Origin of the sequence: uncultured Gilvimarinus sp., assembly GCF_963972205.1 — a bacterium.
Taxonomy (GTDB): Bacteria; Pseudomonadota; Gammaproteobacteria; order Pseudomonadales; family Cellvibrionaceae; genus Gilvimarinus; species Gilvimarinus japonicus.
On record NZ_CAXAUC010000007.1, the window covers coordinates 47214 to 64741 of the forward strand.

Annotated in this window: 13 protein-coding genes; 5 read left to right on the top strand and 8 right to left on the bottom strand. The window is 52.6% G+C overall.

From position 1 onward, the window contains the following. The first annotated feature begins 15 nt into the window (after window positions 1-15). Both AACY82_RS11705 and AACY82_RS11710 read left to right on the top strand, forming a co-directional pair. A complete protein-coding gene (locus AACY82_RS11705) occupies window positions 16-1236 on the top strand; it encodes a hypothetical protein (protein ID WP_339617005.1) in 1221 nt (406 codons plus the stop codon). A gap of 1204 nt (window positions 1237-2440) precedes the next feature. Next, window positions 2441-2851: a hypothetical protein gene (locus AACY82_RS11710; RefSeq protein WP_339617006.1), complete on the top strand. Its 411-nt coding sequence runs from the start codon at window positions 2441-2443 to the stop codon at window positions 2849-2851. A gap of 68 nt (window positions 2852-2919) precedes the next feature. Here AACY82_RS11710 and AACY82_RS11715 read toward each other — a convergent pair whose 3' ends face one another. The 8 genes from AACY82_RS11715 to AACY82_RS11750 all read right to left on the bottom strand — a co-directional run bounded on the left by AACY82_RS11715 (window position 2920) and on the right by AACY82_RS11750 (window position 13282). Then, window positions 2920-3906: a glycoside hydrolase family 43 protein gene (locus AACY82_RS11715; protein WP_339617132.1), complete on the bottom strand. Its 987-nt coding sequence runs from the start codon at window positions 3904-3906 to the stop codon at window positions 2920-2922. Window positions 3907-4160: 254 nt separating this feature from the next. After that, window positions 4161-5369, bottom strand: coding sequence for a D-mannonate dehydratase ManD (manD, locus tag AACY82_RS11720; RefSeq protein WP_339617007.1), 1209 nt, complete (start codon window positions 5367-5369; stop codon window positions 4161-4163). A 125-nt stretch (window positions 5370-5494) separates the two neighbouring features. Then, the gene (locus tag AACY82_RS11725; protein ID WP_339617008.1) at window positions 5495-6421 is read right to left on the bottom strand and encodes a sensor domain-containing diguanylate cyclase; all 927 of its coding nucleotides are present in this window, start codon (window positions 6419-6421) and stop codon (window positions 5495-5497) included. Window positions 6422-6469: 48 nt separating this feature from the next. Continuing rightward, window positions 6470-6874, bottom strand: coding sequence for a GNAT family N-acetyltransferase (locus AACY82_RS11730; RefSeq protein ID WP_339617009.1), 405 nt, complete (start codon window positions 6872-6874; stop codon window positions 6470-6472). A 92-nt stretch (window positions 6875-6966) separates the two neighbouring features. After that, entirely contained in the window at window positions 6967-8493 is a 1527-nt protein-coding gene (locus AACY82_RS11735) for a hypothetical protein (protein ID WP_339617010.1), read from the bottom strand. Window positions 8494-8684: 191 nt separating this feature from the next. Continuing rightward, complete coding sequence (locus tag AACY82_RS11740) at window positions 8685-9110, bottom strand: DUF6491 family protein (RefSeq protein WP_339617011.1); 426 nt, start codon at window positions 9108-9110, stop codon at window positions 8685-8687. A gap of 167 nt (window positions 9111-9277) precedes the next feature. Further along, window positions 9278-12154, bottom strand: coding sequence for a glycosyl hydrolase 115 family protein (locus AACY82_RS11745; protein ID WP_339617012.1), 2877 nt, complete (start codon window positions 12152-12154; stop codon window positions 9278-9280). Window positions 12155-12553: 399 nt separating this feature from the next. Beyond that, window positions 12554-13282 (bottom strand): NUDIX domain-containing protein, encoded by a 729-nt coding sequence (locus tag AACY82_RS11750; protein WP_339617013.1) that lies wholly within the window; start codon window positions 13280-13282, stop codon window positions 12554-12556. A gap of 270 nt (window positions 13283-13552) precedes the next feature. Here AACY82_RS11750 and AACY82_RS11755 point away from each other — a divergent pair, with 270 nt between their 5' ends. From AACY82_RS11755 to xylA, 3 genes are all read left to right on the top strand, one after another. Then, a complete protein-coding gene (locus tag AACY82_RS11755) occupies window positions 13553-15040 on the top strand; it encodes an FGGY family carbohydrate kinase (protein ID WP_339617014.1) in 1488 nt (495 codons plus the stop codon). A gap of 6 nt (window positions 15041-15046) precedes the next feature. Further along, window positions 15047-15973, top strand: a complete 927-nt coding sequence (locus tag AACY82_RS11760) for an aldose epimerase (RefSeq protein ID WP_339617015.1) — start codon at window positions 15047-15049, stop codon at window positions 15971-15973. An 83-nt stretch (window positions 15974-16056) separates the two neighbouring features. After that, window positions 16057-17388 (top strand): xylose isomerase, encoded by a 1332-nt coding sequence (gene xylA / locus AACY82_RS11765; RefSeq protein ID WP_339617016.1) that lies wholly within the window; start codon window positions 16057-16059, stop codon window positions 17386-17388. Window positions 17389-17528: the final 140 nt, after the last annotated feature.

Genomic DNA, 17528 nt, shown 5'->3' on the forward strand with positions numbered 1-17528 from the left:
ATTACAGGAGTTTTCATGGATCGTTCGTCGTCCGACAAAGCCTGCTCAGCGTTGGCTCCCATCGAAATTGGTCTGGTCATTATCGGTCGTATGGATCGTATCGATAAGCAGGCCATTCGGTCTGCGCGTGAGCAGCTGCTAACTTGGTTGCAATCACAGTTCCCTCAGTTTGCTTGGCGGATTAGTGCGGTGCAGCGCGAGGAAGTGCCGCTGAGCATTCGCCAGGAGCCTTCTGCATTGTTGCGCGATGGCAGTGATTTGCGCGATGCCGAAGGCTGGGATTTTGCCATTTTGTTTACCGCCGCCGATTTAACCTGCCGTTATAAGCCTTACTCGATCGCTGTCACATCCAGCGCTCTGGATCTCGCCGTGGTGTCTACCAATCGGATTGACCCTCATGCATTTGACGCTGAGGTAGATGAAGGCGATCGAATAAGCACTGTGGCGCGGCGTTTAACCACGCTCTGCATCCGCTCCTTAGGGCATCTAAATGGCCTTGCCGTCGCCCGCGACGAAAACAATTTTATGCATATTCCCTCATCGCCTAAAGAGTTGTCGCAGATGACGGAGTTTGACAGCGCCCAGCACAGCGCAATTGAGCATAACCTGCATCAAATTGCTGACCCACGCCTGGAAGAAACCCAAGCGGCCACCGAGTTGTCGCCCCTGCGCTTTTACTTGCAGTCGACGTACATTAACCGACACGAAATTTTTGATGCAGTGAGACACGCACGCCCTTGGGAGTTTCCGTTGCGATTATTACGTCTTACGGCTGCAGCGGTTTCAACAACCACACTGTTAATGCTCACCGCAGAATCCTGGCATTTGGCATCCAACCAAGCCATTACTAAGCTTGCCATACTATTGGGTATTGTACTGATCGTTACCACCGCCTTGGTCGCCGTTAGGCAGCGTTTGTTAATTCAACGGCGCCGGTCGCTAATGAGAGAGCAAATCGTTATTGCCAATGTCTCGGCGGTGGTTATCGTATTAATCGGCCTTGCTACCACGGCTTCCGCTCTTCTTGCGCTCAATGTATCGGCAGGGTTCTTTCTATACTCCCCGAGTTTAGTGGCATCCTGGATTGACTCGGATGTAGGTATGGCTGTGTCCACTGTCTATTGGCAAGTGGCTTTATTCGTCACCACATTGGGGCTATTCATTGGTGCCTTAGGGGCCACTTTCGAAGAGCAGCACCACTTTCGTCATGTGGTTTTTGTGGATGAAGAAATATGATTACTTTACTCGTGGTCTAACCTGCCTTGGCTCACGTTATATTTGCTATCTGAACCCGCCTATGTTTTCTGGCCGCACCCATTACTAATTTTATGCTGCTGTATCTATTTAACGTACGAGCAAGTCAACTAAGTTCGCTCACCCTGCGCTAGGCCTGCCTCAGATCGGCCATTGTTGGTAGGATTAAAGCTTCCAGCTTTAGCCTCGGTGTTTAATGCGTGCTGAGCATTACCTTATAATTTTACGTGCTCTATGGAGTCTCGCAATAGTCGCCTTGACCGTTTTATTTCCCAGAGCAGTAATTTTTCTAGGTCGGACGTTCGGCTGTTGTTGGCACAGAGGCGGATTTTGGTTGATGGTTGTGTAGACCGTTCAACCCAAAAACAGGTTTCGGTTTTTTCTCGCGTTGTATGGGATGATAACTGCCTGCAAGACAAGCAGCCCATTTATTTGATGTTACACAAGCCCAAAGGGGTGGTTAGCGCGACTAAAGACGGCAAGCACACGACGGTTCTGGATTTGATTGACCATCCTGAAAAAAGATCTGCACATCGTCGGCCGATTAGACTTTAATACCACCGGCAATGCTATTGCTCACCAACGATGGTGCCTGGTCGCTGACGCAGGATGAGATCGATCAGAGCAGTAAAAATTAATACTAAGTAGGCTCTACATTGAAAGTAATGTCACCCGTAGCTGAGGCTCATAGATAACGATTTCACAAAACCAATGGCTGATGCTGTAAGTGTAGATAAAGCTTTATAAAAATCACCGACTTGGTTTAACAGGCTGCTTTCCTCAGCATAGTTTTGTTTTCGGGAGTAATGCCCTACAAACCATAAAATACCCTTTCTGGTGTCTATTATGAAAAGGATAAAGCCATGTTAGTGATGAAATCTCCTCGTTTAATGAAAACTCTATCATTGCTGTTTTTTCGTGCGGCGCCACTGGGAACGATATTGCAACACGAGTCACTAGTAATATTAATTATTTGGCCGTTTCTAGCGCTTAAGGAGTACAAGACGGTAGCTATATCGCATCGCCTAAACTTTTTAAGCGGGCTTTTGGCAAGCAGTGGATTGATGCCCACGGTGATCGCGAGGCGGCAGTTCAAGCCGCGAGCGAGCTTGCGCAAAAAACGTTACAACAGGGCGGCGATGTATGGTGTCAGGAGGCAGGGCAGTCGGATTTTAGAGCGGCTTTGGTGAAATCGATTCGCGCCGCCATGCCTTCACTGAACAGAAAGCAACGTATTCACACGTTTCAGCACGGCACCTGGAACGAAAATGCGACGACGCCTGAAGATTTGTTGTACGTGCGAGAGTATGCCGATTACAGCAAGATTCCCGATGGAAATGGTGGCGGTAACGGCACACTGAGTTTTAATAATAAAGGCGGGCAGTGGTGGAGTCGGTTAGCAGAGCACAAAGCGCTGGCGCCTTTGTGGATAGAAGCTAAACGTTTACGCGAGGAAAACAATGGCCATGCCGGTTACGATAACCCGACTATTGCCGAGGGAGGGTTTGATTTTTCTGATACGGTAGAAGCCACCTGGACATTTCGTTTTAACCAGCTCGAAACAACCGATGATTTCTTTCAGAGGTTTGCTGCATAATAGCAAGCATTGCACTGATACAAGGCAATAAAAAGCCGGGGCATTTGCCCCGGCTTTTTTACGCGGTGTTAATCGGCAAAAGCATTCACTGTTTCGATGCTGCCGTCTTCGTTGTGATGGATCGGCATCATCTTCACATTACGCAAGTGAGTCTGGCCGCCAGAGAGTTGCGTGTCGTGATAAAAGACATACCACTGACCATTGAACTCGGCAATCGAGTGGTGGTTGGTCCAGCCCAATACCGGCTCTAATACTACGCCCTGATAAGTGAAGGGGCCGTATGGGCTATCGCCGGTAGCGTAGGCGATGTTGTGGGTGTCGCCAGTGGAGTACGAGAAGTAGTAGGTATCGTTGTACTTGTGTACCCAGGCGGCTTCGAAAAAGCGTTTTTCGTTGTCGCCGTGTTTAATGGGTGTGCCGTCCGAGTTGAGCAGCATGATTTCTTTGGGCTCTTCGGCAAAGCTCACCATGTCGTCGCCCATTTTAGCAATCAAAGGTGCTACGGCAGGTTCGTCATCGGCGGGGTAGCTGTCTTCCGCGATGTATTCGCCGGTGGTCCAGCGCTGCAATTGACCGCCCCAAATACCGCCAAAGTACATGTAGTATTCGCCATCGGTGTCTTCATAAACCGTTGGGTCCATACTGTAGCTGCCTTCAATAGGCTTGGGCTCGGCGGTGAATGGCCCGGTCGGCGAATCGCTTACCGCGACGCCAATGTGAAAGATGCCGTCGTAATCTTTGGCGGGGAAGTATAGGTAGTATTTATCACCTTTCTTTGCCGCGTCAGGTGCCCACATTTGTTTTTCGGCCCAAGGTACATCGTCTACGTCCAGCACCACGCCGCTGTCTTTTACCTCACCGCCAGCTTCTGTTAGTGACAACACGTGATAGTCGCGCATAGCAAAGTGCGCGCCTGTGTCGTCCATTGGAATGTCGGTTTCGATATCGTGAGACGGATAAATGTAGAGAGTGTCGTTCCACACGTGGGCCGAAGGGTCAGCGGTGTAAATATCGCTAACCAGCGGCTGCGATACGTATTCGCGCTCGGCGGCCATACGGCGGTTTTCGGCTTCTTTTTGTACCACGTCGGGTACGTCTGAGCTAGCCGTTGCGGCTTTGGCGGGTGTAGCGTTGGGCGTGTTTATGGTCTCGCTCTTTTGCTCGCCGCAAGCGGCTAGGGCGGCCGCCATGGCCGTCACTAGGGCGAGTGATGTCAGATTTTTATTAAATTGCATGACAGTCTCCGGGTCTTTTTTAAGTTAATAACATTAAGCGTGATAAAGCGTTGATAGTGTTTGATTGTGGGTATTTACCAGTGCCAAAGCGTGCCGTCCTCTAGCCGGTTAACCGGCAGGCTAGCGCGTTTATAGGGGTGCTTGGCCGCTTCGGCCTCATCGATATCCACTCCGTGGCCAGGTATTTCGCCGGGGGTAAAGTGGCCATCTTTAAATTCGTAAGCACGGCTAAACACTGATTCCATCAATGGGCTGTGGGGCATGTGTTCTTGCACACCAAAGTTAGGCACCCAGTAATCAAAGTGTAGTGCAGCGCCCATGCATACCGGCGATAAATCGGTGGCGCCGTGAAAGCCGGTACGCACGTGGTACAGAGAGGCTAGATCGGCAATCCGACGCACATGGGTAATACCGCCGCCGTGAACAATGGTGGTGCGAATATAGTCGATCAGCTGGTTCTCGATCAGCTCGCGGCAATCGTGAATACTGTTGAATACTTCGCCCACAGCGATGGGCGTGGTGGTGTGCTGGCGGATCAGCTTAAAGCCTTCCTGGTTCTCCGCCGGTACGGCATCTTCCATCCAGAATAGGTGGTACGGCTCTAGTTCTTTGCCGAGCCGAGCGGCCTCGATGGGGGTAAGGCGGTGATGCACATCGTGCAGCAAGTGTAGGTCGTCACCAAACTCGTCGCGAATCGCGCGAAATAGCTTGGGTGTAAAGTTTAGGTATTTCTCGGTGGACCAGACGGACTCGGTGGGTAAGTCGGCATCGGCGGGCTCGTAGGCTTTGCCCTCTTTGGCGACCCCGTAGGTGCTGGCGACCCCGGGAATACCGCACTGCACGCGGATGGCTTGATAGCCGGCATCGCGGGCGCGGGCCACTGCCTCTAAGGTTGAGGGTAGGTCTTGGCCATTGGCATGGGTGTAGGCCATGATGCGGTCGCGGCTGCGACCACCGAGCAGTTGATATAAGGGCATGCCCGCGAGTTTGGCCTTAATATCCCACAGTGCGGTGTCGATACCGGCGAGCGCCGTCATGCCTACCGGCCCCCGGCGCCAGTAGGCACCGCGGTAAATAAACTGCCAGATATCTTCGATGCGCTGCGGATCGCGGCCAATGAGCGCTGGTAGCACGTAATCTTCTAGGTACGAGACGACGGATTTTTCGCGGCCGTTTAGGGTGGCATCGCCAATGCCGTAAACGCCTTCATCAGTGGTGATTTTAACGGTGACAAAGTTGCGGCCGGGGCTGCATACAATGACTTTGGCTGCGGTGATTTTCACGCCAGTGGGTTCCTCGTGCACTTGAGTGGCGCTTTTCGGGCGCCTTTATAATATCTTATAGTCAATAAAACCATAAGATTAGCGATATTTAGCCTAAACTACAAGCCCGTTTGCCTGTTGTGGTTTTATCCGTTGACGATTTTATTGCGCCCGCTTTGTTTTGCGCGGTACAGGTTTTTGTCGACGGCATCGATAAAGGCTTTGAGCGAATCGGATGGCTGAGGTGTAATAGTGCCAACGCCTTGGCTAACGGTAACGACCGGGCTGGCCGGCGATATTGGGTGGGGCAGCTGCAATTTAAAAATAAGGCTGCGGCAACGCTCGGCGACTTTGGCGGCGGCAGCGGCGTCGGTTTCGGGCAAAATAAGCATAAATTCTTCGCCGCCATAGCGGGCAAAAAAGTCGTTGTGGCGCGTGACTCCCTGACTTAGGGTGCGCGCAACCTGCCGCAAACAGTCATCACCTTGGATATGGCCAAAGTGATCGTTGTACTGCTTAAAGTAGTCGATATCAAAAATAATCACCGTCAGTGGTTGGCTGCTGCGGCGCGCGTGGCTCCACTGTTTGTCGAGTACTGAGTCGAGCATACGGCGATTGGCGACGCCGGTTAAGCCGTCTTTAAACGATAGCTCTTCTAGCTCCTGCTGTAAGTGGACCAGTTTGTCTTCGATTTTTTTGCGCTCGCTGATGTCGAACATAAAGCCCACCAGCGAGTCGACGGCGCCGGCTTCGTTGCGTACCACGTGCACCACGTCGCGAATCCAAAGGTAGCTGCCGTCGGCGCATAGGGCGCGGTAGTCGGCCTCGTGGTCGACGCCCTCTTTTGACTGCGAAATACAGAAGTTAACCACCCAGTCGCGATCTTCCGGATGCATGCGCTCGGCCCAGTCATTGGCGCTGCACCAGCTGTCGGCGCTCCAGCCCAGCAGTTTTTCGATTTGCGGGCCGATATAGGCAAAGCGCATGCTTTCCCAGTCGATTTTCCACGGGATGGCATGGGTGGACTCTAACAGGGTTTTGTAAAACGCCGCGCTTTCAAGCTCGTCAGTCATGGGTGGTTTGCTCCCGTTGAGCGCACTGGGACTGTTTTTAAGGGGAGGTTACAAACGTTTTGCCATTTTAACGTAATCGACCCCGCCTTTACTGAATGGCTCACTCTCGACGGCCATGCCAAAGCGGCTGTAAATCCCCGTGGCCGATGAGCGGGCATCGCACCAAAAGCGCTTGGCGCCATGTTCTTTTAGTTCGTCTAAAATGTGGGCCAACAAGGCGCTACCAATACCTTGGTTTTGGTGTTCGGGCAGGGTGGCAAATTTGCGCAGCCGGGCATCGCCGCCCTCGATAAAGATAGAGGCGACGCACACCAGCTGGTCATCGATAAAGGCGCCGTAGTGTAAGGCGTCTTCATCGCCGCTCACCCGGCAAAAATCCTCGGTGCGGTCTGGCCATAGCACGAGATGACGCAGGGGCAGGACTTGGTCTATATCAATTCGCGCTAACTTCATAATTATTTTCCGGGGTTGAGTGTCTGGGCGCAGTGCGGCAGACACTCAGTGTAGACGATCCTTGTGGCAAAGTGTCAAGCCGCGAATTATGGCTATTGTGTAAGTTTAGTATTGCTGATGAACGCGATACGCTTGCCGTCTGGCGACCAGCTGGGGACATTGATGCTGCCTTGGCCGCCGTATAGGTACGCAATAATGGTAGGCTCTCCGCCGCTGGCGGGCATTTGCCGCAAGTAAACATGGCGGTAAAAAGGGTGGTCTCCCGAGTCAATATCATCCATATAAGATAAAAATACGATGTTCTTGCCATCGGGCGACACATGGGGAAACCAGTCGTTATAGCGGTCAAACGTCAGTTGCTCTTGTGCGCTGCCATCTGGGGTCATGCGCCACAGCTGCATGGTGCCGGTACGGTTAGAGTTAAAGTAAATCTTGCTGCCGTCTGGACTGTACTCCGAGCCATCATCAAGGGTTTTGGTGTTGGTCAGCTGGGTTTCTTTGCCGGTGGCAATGTCGACTGAGTAAATATCGTATTGCCCCTGGCGGTCGGCAGTAAAAATTAGCGATTTATCGTCGGGTGAAAAACCGTGCAAATACGAGTGGCCGACGCCGGGCTTGGTGACCTGGGTGGGTTTATCGCTGCCGGTTAGCGGTAGGGTATAGAGCGTGGAGCGACCGTCTTCTTCTTTGGCGTGGTGGCTTATGCCAATCTGTTGGCCGTCCCACGACAAGACATGATCATTGTTATTGTTAGTGGCAAAGCCGGTGTTTAGCTCGCTAACAGCGCCCGATTTAACATCGTAGTTGTGCAGTAAACCCTCGGAGTTAAAAATCAGGGTGGCGCCATCGTGGGTCCAGTTGGGCGCCTGAATCGAGTTGGCGGCGCGATAGACAATGCGGCGCTCGAAGCTTTCCATGTCCATGATTTCAAGGTTACTGCCAATGTAGTCTTGATAGGGCGTAAAGTCTTTATCGGCGGGTTTAATGATTCGCACATTGTTAAATGTTGCGCGTTCAGTGGCATCTGCATTGTGAGCGCAGACCGCTAAGCCGACGTACAAAGTATCGGCTAATGTCAGGTGAGACACTTGGGTGACCTGAAAGGGCTGGCCAAATTTAGCGGCCGAAAAAATATAGGTGTCGCCGCGCCGCTCTAGCTGAATAACATCGGGGGCGGCTACCTTCAGGCGATACTCATCGGTGTCGTCGCCCGCGCTGGGGCGAAACTGCAGCGAGCTCAAACCATCGCCGTGGACTGCGGCAAATACGTGGGCAGAATCGGGGGTTAGGCTCTCGCGCACATCCCAGCCCGCTTTGCGGTGTGGGTCGGTGCCGTCGCCCTCAAATTGCACTTGGGCGCGCACAATAAAATCGCCGGATAGCTCGTTAAAGGCAAGGTTTAACTCGTCGCTTTTGCCCCACATATTTTTACCTGAGGCGCTGACGGTATAGCTCTGTTCGGCGGCGTTAAATTCAACTTGGCCTTTGTGTGCGACGGGACCGATATCGCTGTGAGAGGCAAACTGGCCAATATCATGGGCGTGGGCCGATAAGCTGATTCCGGCCGCTAATACCGCGCCGAGGGAAATGGGCTGCCAGTGTTTTAAGTGATTTATCATGTGGGGCTCCTTGTTATTGTGTTTTTAGCTTGTAGCTCTGAGCTGTGGTTGATCATGCAGAAGCATGGCGCAGCGCGCAGGCCTGTGACAGTTTAGATTTGTAAAATTCGGTAGGGGGCCCCGGCGCTTTATGCGTCGGGGCTGGGGGGTTGCGCTGGACAGTTGTAATAAGTGATTTGCGCGGGGGCGTGTTACTCGGCGTTGTCTGCGGCGGCTTTGCGTGCAGCCATGGCGGCATCGTGAGCGGCAAACGCCTCTTCGCGGTTGGCAAACTCAAAAATATTGCGAATGGTGCAATTGTCGCCGCCAGTGCGCACGTGGTCCATACCGCCGCCACACACCTCATAAAAACGGCTGCTAAACATGGCGCGTGCTGAGGTTTCTAAATTGTTGCAGCCAGGCATGACCGTGGCGAGGTAATAGTTGTTGCGGGCGTCAATGGAGATAACGTCCTGGTCCAGCACGCCGTAGCCACGGATGTCGCTGGTATCGATACAGGCTCGGCCATTTTGCCCAGTGGTATCGAGCAGTGTGGAGGATATATTGGGCATAGTGCTGCTGCAGCCGGTTAATACGGCGGCGATTGCGAGGCCTGTGAATGCAGTTCGAGAGATCATGCTGGCTCCTAAAATGTCAATAACAAAGCGAGTGGTCGAGCGTTTTTATTGAGATTATTAGTGTAGACGAGATTCACTCTATTTAGTGCCGCAAATTTTAGGCAAAAAAATCCCCGGTGGATCGCTCCGACCGGGGAAAGCTTCCTGAGGTTGCTCCAGGGTTTGGTTTAGCGGTGGTAGCTCTCGGGGGGGCCGAGATAGCTTGGTTTTAAACCGCCCGTATCGATGATCAGTTTTTGCAGGGTGACGCCCGGATCGACGGCGTAAATTCGCAATGTGTGGCGGCCGGGTTGATCGATGTGATGCACACTGCTGGCGCGCCGCACGCTGTCGCTAACCGCCTGCTGCCACGCCGGTTTGGACAGATCGGCAAGTACATCGACTACTTGCGGCTCGGCATCATCAAAGCCGACGGCGTAGCGCAAGCCGCGGCCCGGCACAAAGTTCAAGCTGGGGGCAAACAAACCGGTCAGGGTGATCTCGCCGCGGCTAAAAAGGTAAACGTCGTACTCGACCCAAGGGGCTTGCTTGTCGCCGCTAAATTCGGTATCGGTAATGGGGAAGACGGAAATCGAGCCTTGGGTGCGCCCGAGGTTGTCGATGCTTTGCCAGTCGCCGCCGGCCGCCGATTGCTTGGCGCTGTAGTGGGGTGCTTCAATACTGACAACGCCATTCGACTCGACAAAACCGGTAGCCTCAGCGCGTGCCTCCGGCGTTGGCACAAACGCCTTAATATTAATAGTGGCGCCGCCCCAGCCAGTGCCTTTAATCAGTACCGATGCGTCTTGGTGCCCGGTAGGCGCTTTGTCCCAATTAATGCTAACGAACACACGCTCGCTCACCTCAATGCGACCTTCGCGGCGGCTTAAGGAAATCCAATCGGCGCTGGGGGTGGCGGTAAAATCAAAGGCCTCCGTGCCGCGGTTGTAAATATCCAGGTAATAACTGGTGGGCCCATAGGGGCTAAACTCGGGCAGTGTTAGTGCCCCGGTTTGGGGCCAAGCTCCGCTCATGCCTTGCACGGCGACGCCCATGTCTGCGGCGCCATGGGCTTGGTAATCGTAAGTTACCGGCATGGTGTTGGCGGGCGGGTTGTTCCAGTGGGTGTAGCCAATATGGGGTTGCGCCATAAAGTGGTTCCACTTGCCGCCGTTGAGTTTGTGGTAGCGCTTGGTTAGTTCGGCGTCAGCGTTAAACAGTTCTTGCGCGCGCTCGGCGTACAAGTTGGCGTTAGCGCGGCCTTGGCTGGCGTACAAACGGTTTTTGGCGGTAACGTTGTAGAGCTCATTAACAAGGTAAGTCGCTGTGACTGGATGCAGTACTAATTGAAAAAACGCATCGCGCTGGGCGCGAGGAATATCGTCATAAATAGCCTCGGCTTTTTCGACGAGCTCGGTTAGCTCGGCACTGACTCGATCGGCCTCGTTGTAGTTAAGCTGGCTGTAGGTGTCGGGCGACATTAGCTCGGGTTTGCGGCGACCATTGTGGTGGCTGTAGCCCGTTACTAATTGTGCAATATCGGCCGCGTGTTCGGCGCCAAACTCGCGCTCCGCCCATAGCTGGCCAAACTCGGTAAGTCGCTCTTTAGGCCAATCTGATGGGTCCCACGCTAAGCGCAAAAAATACTCCATGGGGAATTCTTGCGGCTTTAAATCGCCCACATTAACAATCCAAATACGATCGGCTTGAAATGCATCCGCTAGATTCATTTGCTCCCAGATCTTGGCGATGGGGGTAACGTTCATCCAGCGGTAAGAGCGCGGCCCACCGACATAATCAAAGTGATAATAAACCCCGGCGCCACCGCTGCGCTCGCGCTCGGCAGGGGTGGGCAGGCGCCGAATATTGCCCCAGTTGTCGTCGGCCCAGAGCAAGGTGACATCGTCTGGTACGCGCATGCCATTTTCGTAGTAACCCTGTACCTCTTTGTACAGCGCCCACAGCTGCGGCACGTCGGTGATATCGCGATCGGAAAACACGTCCCTTAGAATTTTGCGCTGATCGCTAACGATTGTTTCGAGCAGCTCAATGTTTTGATCTTCGCTCATGGGGGTGTCTTCTTGGCCGCGCATGCCCATGGTAAAAATACTATCGTAGGGTTTGTTGCGCTCGGCGCCATCGCGCCAAAACTTGGCCAAGTTGTCGGGGTTGGTGGCGTAATCCCAATCGCCTTGGCCGTAGCGGTTCCACTCTTTGTCGGCGCGCATCATTGGCTCGTGGTGTGAGGTGCCCATAACAATGCCGTGCTCGTGGGCGCGTACCATATTTAACGGGTCGTCGTCATTAAACGCGTTGTTCCACATGGCCGGCCACATATAGTTGGCTTTTAAGCGCATGAGTAATTCAAAAACGTGCTCGTAAAATTCGTGATTGTAGTTGCCAAATTTTTCGGTCACCCAGCCCGTTAGCGCCGGTGCTTCGTCGTTTAAAAAGATACCGCGATACTTAACCTTAGGGGCATCGGTTATGCGGGTGTCGGCTTTAATGGTGAGATCGCTCGATTTTTTAACGGGAACATCGGCCCACCAATACCAGGGCGAGACGCCAATGTGTTCGCTAATGTTGTACAGGCCATAGGCGACACCGCGACGGTCGCTGCCGGCGACAACTAGTGCTTGTTCGACCCCGGCCAGTGGGTTTTGTACGACTTGAATTAAGTAACCTTCCCAGCGGTTGGCAATCTCGCTGACGTCAATTTTTTTCTGCGTAATTAACCGATCAATCAATTCGTTGCGGCCAATCTCGCCGGCGATGACCGCTTGTTTACCTAGTTTAGTGAGGTCGCTGGTGACGCTTGGGCTCTTGCCTGTCACACGTTTTATATCGTCTTTTAAATCATCCAGCGCTAACACAATGGCGCTATCGGCCGTGTTAGCGTGGTATAGGGTGGCGGTTTTGCGGCCGTCCACCAAGCGTAAATCGGTGGGCTCGGGGGTGTCGGTTAAATAGCTTGGTTCGCCTAGTGCTAGGGCGCTTTGGGTCGTAAAAATTAGCGCCGTGAGGGCGACCAGCTGAAGAATTTTTGTCGCTTTGTTTGATGGCATTGCAAATAGCTCTAATGTTTATGCTGGGCTCGCGTTAGCCGTGCCTGTTGTCGTCCGGCTGGCGTATACCCGCACGCTGCGACCTTGGCAAGGTGGCTTTGCCCCACAAGCTGTTTATCGAGAGAGCTTGTGCAGGCCGTTGGCGCGGTTGTATTTAGCGTTTTGGTTTGGGCGTTGCTTCGAGACCAGCTTTATTTTTTCAGTTTGTTGTCCGTCGTGCCAAGCTTGGGCGGTGCCTGACACGAAAATTGGGGTATTTTATGTGAACGCATCTTATGGTCACTAAAACCATAAGATAGACAGAAAAAGTGAAAAGCTCAAGGGGGAAAGAAAAATAAAATCATAACCGGTGCCAGGGCGGGGCGGGCAAGAGTGCGCCCCGCACGTTAGTTTGGCGGGTTATATCTCGAACGAAAAGCCTTTTTCGGTGAGCGCTTGGTAGGCCTGCTCATCAAAACGGTAGAGTTTGGCGGCTCGGTGAGCGACGCCTTGTTGTTTTTCGTCGCAGCTGGCAAGCAGGTTCATCTTCATTATTTTGCGACGAAAATTGGGCTTGTCGAGCTTGGTGCCTAAAATACCTTCGTACAGCTCTTGCAGTTGCAATAGGGTAAATTTCTCGGGCAGCAGGTTAAAACCAATGGGGCGACAGCGCACCTGCTGTTGCAAAAACTTAATGCCGTACTGCAGTATTTCTGCATGATCGTAGATCAGCTCGGGTAGCTCGTGGACGCTAAACCAACTTGCGTCTGCAGCATTGTCACCAGCGACTAAACTATAGTCTTCAGCGCTTACTAAAGCGTAGTAGGCGATGGTAACCACGCGTTCGCTGGGAAACCGGTCGACTCGACCAAAGGTTTTGAGCTGCTCTAAATACAGATTTTGCACCCCGGTAAGTTCGCTGAGGTGGCGTGTGGCGGCGTCGCGCAGGTTCTCATCGTAGCGAATCCAGCCGCCGGGCAGCCCCCAGCGGCCTTTGCTGATACCGTCGCGGTGCTTAATAAGCATGATATCCAGCGTGCCGTGGTCGAGTCCAAAGATGAGGTTGTCGATCGACAGCGCCTTGATAACGTTATCAGGCGTAAGTGCGGGCTCGACGTGATTGGTGTAAGGATGGTCGGTATCTGGCACTGTTTTATCCGGCTGGGGTGGTTGAGTAAATGTAAGTCAATAAACAAAATGATATTTTTCTATATGATATCATTTTTATATTCAAATATAACGTGCTTTTTAGCTGGCTGCAGATCAGCAGCCAGCTAATCTGGACGAAATTGGGGTAAAATTCAAGCAAAAACCTTGTGGTCAAAAGGACAATAAGGCATACTGCCCCAAATTTACGTGTTCTGACCGCTTCAGTAGGGTAGGTCAGCAATCAAGCATTAAGACAATAAGTGGAATGCCATGTTATTTCTCGGTCTCGATATCGGTAGTTCGTCTACCAAATTAGCAGTTATTGATGGTGCGTCAGGCCGCACTCTGGCGGCAGTCTCTTATCCAGACACAGAGTTGGACATCAGTAGCCCTCAAGCTGGCTTTGCCGAGCAAGATCCAGACACTTGGTGGGAGTGCGTTAAGCAAGGGCTGGCAAAAATTGCCGCCACCACCAGTGTCGATCTGAAGCAAATTGACGCGGTGGGCATTTCTTATCAGATGCACGGTTTGGTGTTGGTGGATGACCAACAGCAAGTGCTGCGTCCTTCTATTATTTGGTGTGACAGCCGGGCGGTGCCCTACGGTCAAGCAGCGCTAGAGGCGCTGGGCGACGATTATTGTTTTGATCACCTGCTCAACTCACCGGGTAACTTTACCGCGGCTAAATTGCGTTGGGTGCAAGAAAATGAACCAGAGTTGTTTGCCCGGGTGCACAAAGCAATGTTGCCGGGGGACTTTATCGCCATGCGGTTGTCGGGTGAGATAACCACAACACCTTCGGGTTTGTCAGAGGGTACTTTTTGGGATTACCTCGATCGTGCGCCGGCCAAGCGGCTGCTGGAGCACTGGGGTATGCCAGAGGCGTTACTGCCTACCGTAATGCCCAATATCGGCGAGCAAAGTAGTGTTAGCGATGCTGTTGCGGCTGAACTCGGTTTAAAAAGCGGAGTCAAGATCAGCTATCGCGCGGGCGATCAGCCCAACAACGCTTTTAGTTTAAATGTATTGCAGGCCGGTGAAGTGGCCGCTACGGCAGGTACCTCAGGGGTGATTTACGGTGTTACCGATAATAACGCGGCCGACCGTCAATCGCGGGTGAATACCTTTGTTCACGTCACCGACACAGAGGCCGAGCGCCGCAACGGTGTTTTGGTGTGCGTTAATGGTACTGGGCGTTTGTATAGCTGGTTGCGACAAATGCTCGCCACCGGTGGCGAGGTAAGCTACCCGTTACTGAATGACTTGGCCGCGAAGGTTGCTGTGGGCAGTGAGGGCTTAGTGTTCCATCCGTTTGGCAATGGCGCAGAGCGTATTTATCAAAATCAAAACCTCGGTGCGCATATTCGCAATATCGACTTTAACCGTCACGGCTTGGGGCACATGGTTCGGGCGGCGCAAGAGGGCATCGTTTTTGCCCTTAACCAAGGTTTTGATGTGTTAAAAAGTTTGGGCGGTAGTTGTGAGGTGATTAAAGTCGCCAAAGGCAATATGTTTTTAAGTGATGTGTTTGCTCAGACTTTTGCCAATACCACGCAGGCGGCGATCGAAGTCTATGACACAGATGGCGCCGCCGGCGCGGCGCGCGGCGCGGCATTGGGCAGTGGCTATTATGCCAGCGCCAGCGAGGCCTTTGCCGGTTTGGATTGCATCGATGTTATTACCCCGAACAGCGCCCAGGCCGGTGAATACCAAGCGGCTTATCAAGCCTGGCAGGAACAGCTGCCTCGTTTGGATTAATCGGCTATGACAGGGACTAAAGCAATTCAATTGCGGGCCGGGCAATCCAGCTTAACGCTCTACCCAGCATTGGGTGGCATGATCAATGCGCTGGAGTTTGCGACGCCGCAAGGAGTGCGCAATGTGGTTGACGGTGTCGCACCCGGCGAGTTGCCGCATAACCCAGGTTATCGCAGTGCGGTGCTGTTTCCGTTCCCAAACCGGTTGCGAGATGGACGCTATCAATTTGCCGGCAAGCGCTATCAATTTGCCGTGAACGAGGCGGCCACGCAAACCGCTTTACATGGATTTTTACATCGCACAGAAGCGCGTGTTGTCGAGCAAGAGCAAACCGCTGAGGCACATAGTATTACCTTGAGCTACGCTTGCAAGGCCGAGCCGGGTTACCCCTTTGCCGTCGATGTTGAGCTGAGCTATACCTTGCGTGCGGACGGTGCCCTAGACGTCGAGCTAACAGTCACCAACCGTGATGCTGAGCCCATTCCGCTGGGTACGGGCTGGCACCCTTACTACACGTTGGGCTGTGACTTGGCCGAGTGTCACTTGCAGACACCTGACATGCAGCGCTGCGCAATCGACGATCGTATGCTGCCTACCGGTGATTATGTCGCCGATCAACGTTTTAGTGCACCGACGTTACTGGGTGATACGGCGCTGGATAATTGTTTTGCCTTAGACGGTAGTGTTGAAGGTGAGCAGTGTGTTCGGTTTTTTAATAAAAGTGCAGGTTTTGGGTTGGCTTTATGGCAGCGAACCGGCGTGCACGGCATGAATTTTCTGCAGTTATACACGCCACCTGAGCGGCAATCGTTAGCGGTTGAGCCCATGAGTTGCGGTATCGATGCATTGAATACTGGTGAAGGGCTGCAAGTGCTTGAGCCCGGCCAGCAATATCAGGGCGCATTTGGTGTGCGTCTAATTAAGAGTGTCTAGAGGTTTTCTAGAGCCATAAGACGATTTAATAGACTAAGTAGCACCCGCGGGAAAGCTGCTAATTTTAGCAAAGGTGATGTGATATGAGTGTACTCATTGGTGATAAAGAATACTTTAAAGGCGTTGGCAAAATTGCCTACGAAGGTCCTGAATCGGATAACCCTTTAGCGTTTAAATGGTACGACGAAAACCGCGTGGTGGCCGGTAAGGCGTTAAAAGAGCATATGCGCTTTGCCACCTGCTACTGGCACACTTTTTGTGGCGCAGGTCACGATCCGTTTGGCCCCGGTCCGCTGCAATTTCCTTGGAACGAAGGCAAGGATGCAGAAACTCGCGCTCGTATGAAGCTTGATGCTGCGTTCGAATTTTTCACTAAGATTGGTACGCCTTTTTACTGCTTTCACGATGTCGATGTGATTGAAGAAGGTGGCAGCCGCGCTGAAACACAGCAGCGTTTGCAGCAGTGGACCGGCTGGGCCAAAGAGAAGCAAGACGCCTCTGGCATGAAACTGTTGTGGGGCACCTCCAACTTGTTTACGAATCCACGTTATATGAATGGCGCGTCTACTAACCCAGATTTTAACGTGGTTGCTTTTGCCGGTGCGCAGTTAAAAGATGCTATCGATGCGACCATCGCCCTGGGTGGTGAAAACTATGTGTTCTGGGGTGGCCGCGAAGGCTACATGAGCTTGCTCAACTCGGACATTGGTCGTGAGCAAGAGCACATGGCACGCTTCTTAACCATGGCTCGCGATTACGGTCGTGCCAATGGCTTTAAAGGTAACTTCCTGATCGAGCCAAAACCAATGGAGCCGTCTAAACACCAATACGATTTTGACAGCGAAACCGTTATCGGCTTTTTGCGTCATCACGGATTGGACAAAGACTTTAAACTGAATATCGAAACTAACCACGCGACGTTGGCGAGCCACACCATGGATCACGAGATGCAAGTGGCGGCGAACGCCGGCATGCTGGGCTCGATTGATGCCAACCGTGGCGATTACCAAAACCAGTGGGACACTGATCAGTTCCCTTACAACATTAATGAAACAGTCGAGATGATGCTGGTGTTGTTGCGCGCCGGCGGTTGGGCCGGTGGTGGTGTTAACTTCGATGCGAAGCGTCGTCGTAACTCGACTGATTTGGTTGATACTTTCCACGGTCATATTGGCGGGATGGACGTATTTGCTCGCTCGTTAATTATTGCCGATGACCTGCTGAAAAACTCTAAGCTGGAAGCCATGCGCAAAGAGCGTTACGCCACTTTTGATGGCGGTGACGGTGCTAAATTTGAAGCGGGTGATCTGAGCCTGGAAGCGCTAGCCGCTATCGGTAACGCCAATGGCGAGCCCGCGCAAACCAGTGGTCAGCAAGAGCTGTACGAAAACATTATTAACCGTTTTGTTCGTTAATGATTGCTTAAAGGTCATTTAGGTGCCCTTTGTCTAAAATGGGTTTGGTGTTCTCGGTGCGAGAGCAGCGAGCCCATTTTTTTATACAGATATTAAGGCTCCCTGCTGTTTATGCCCATGATGAGCAGTGTTGTGCTAGT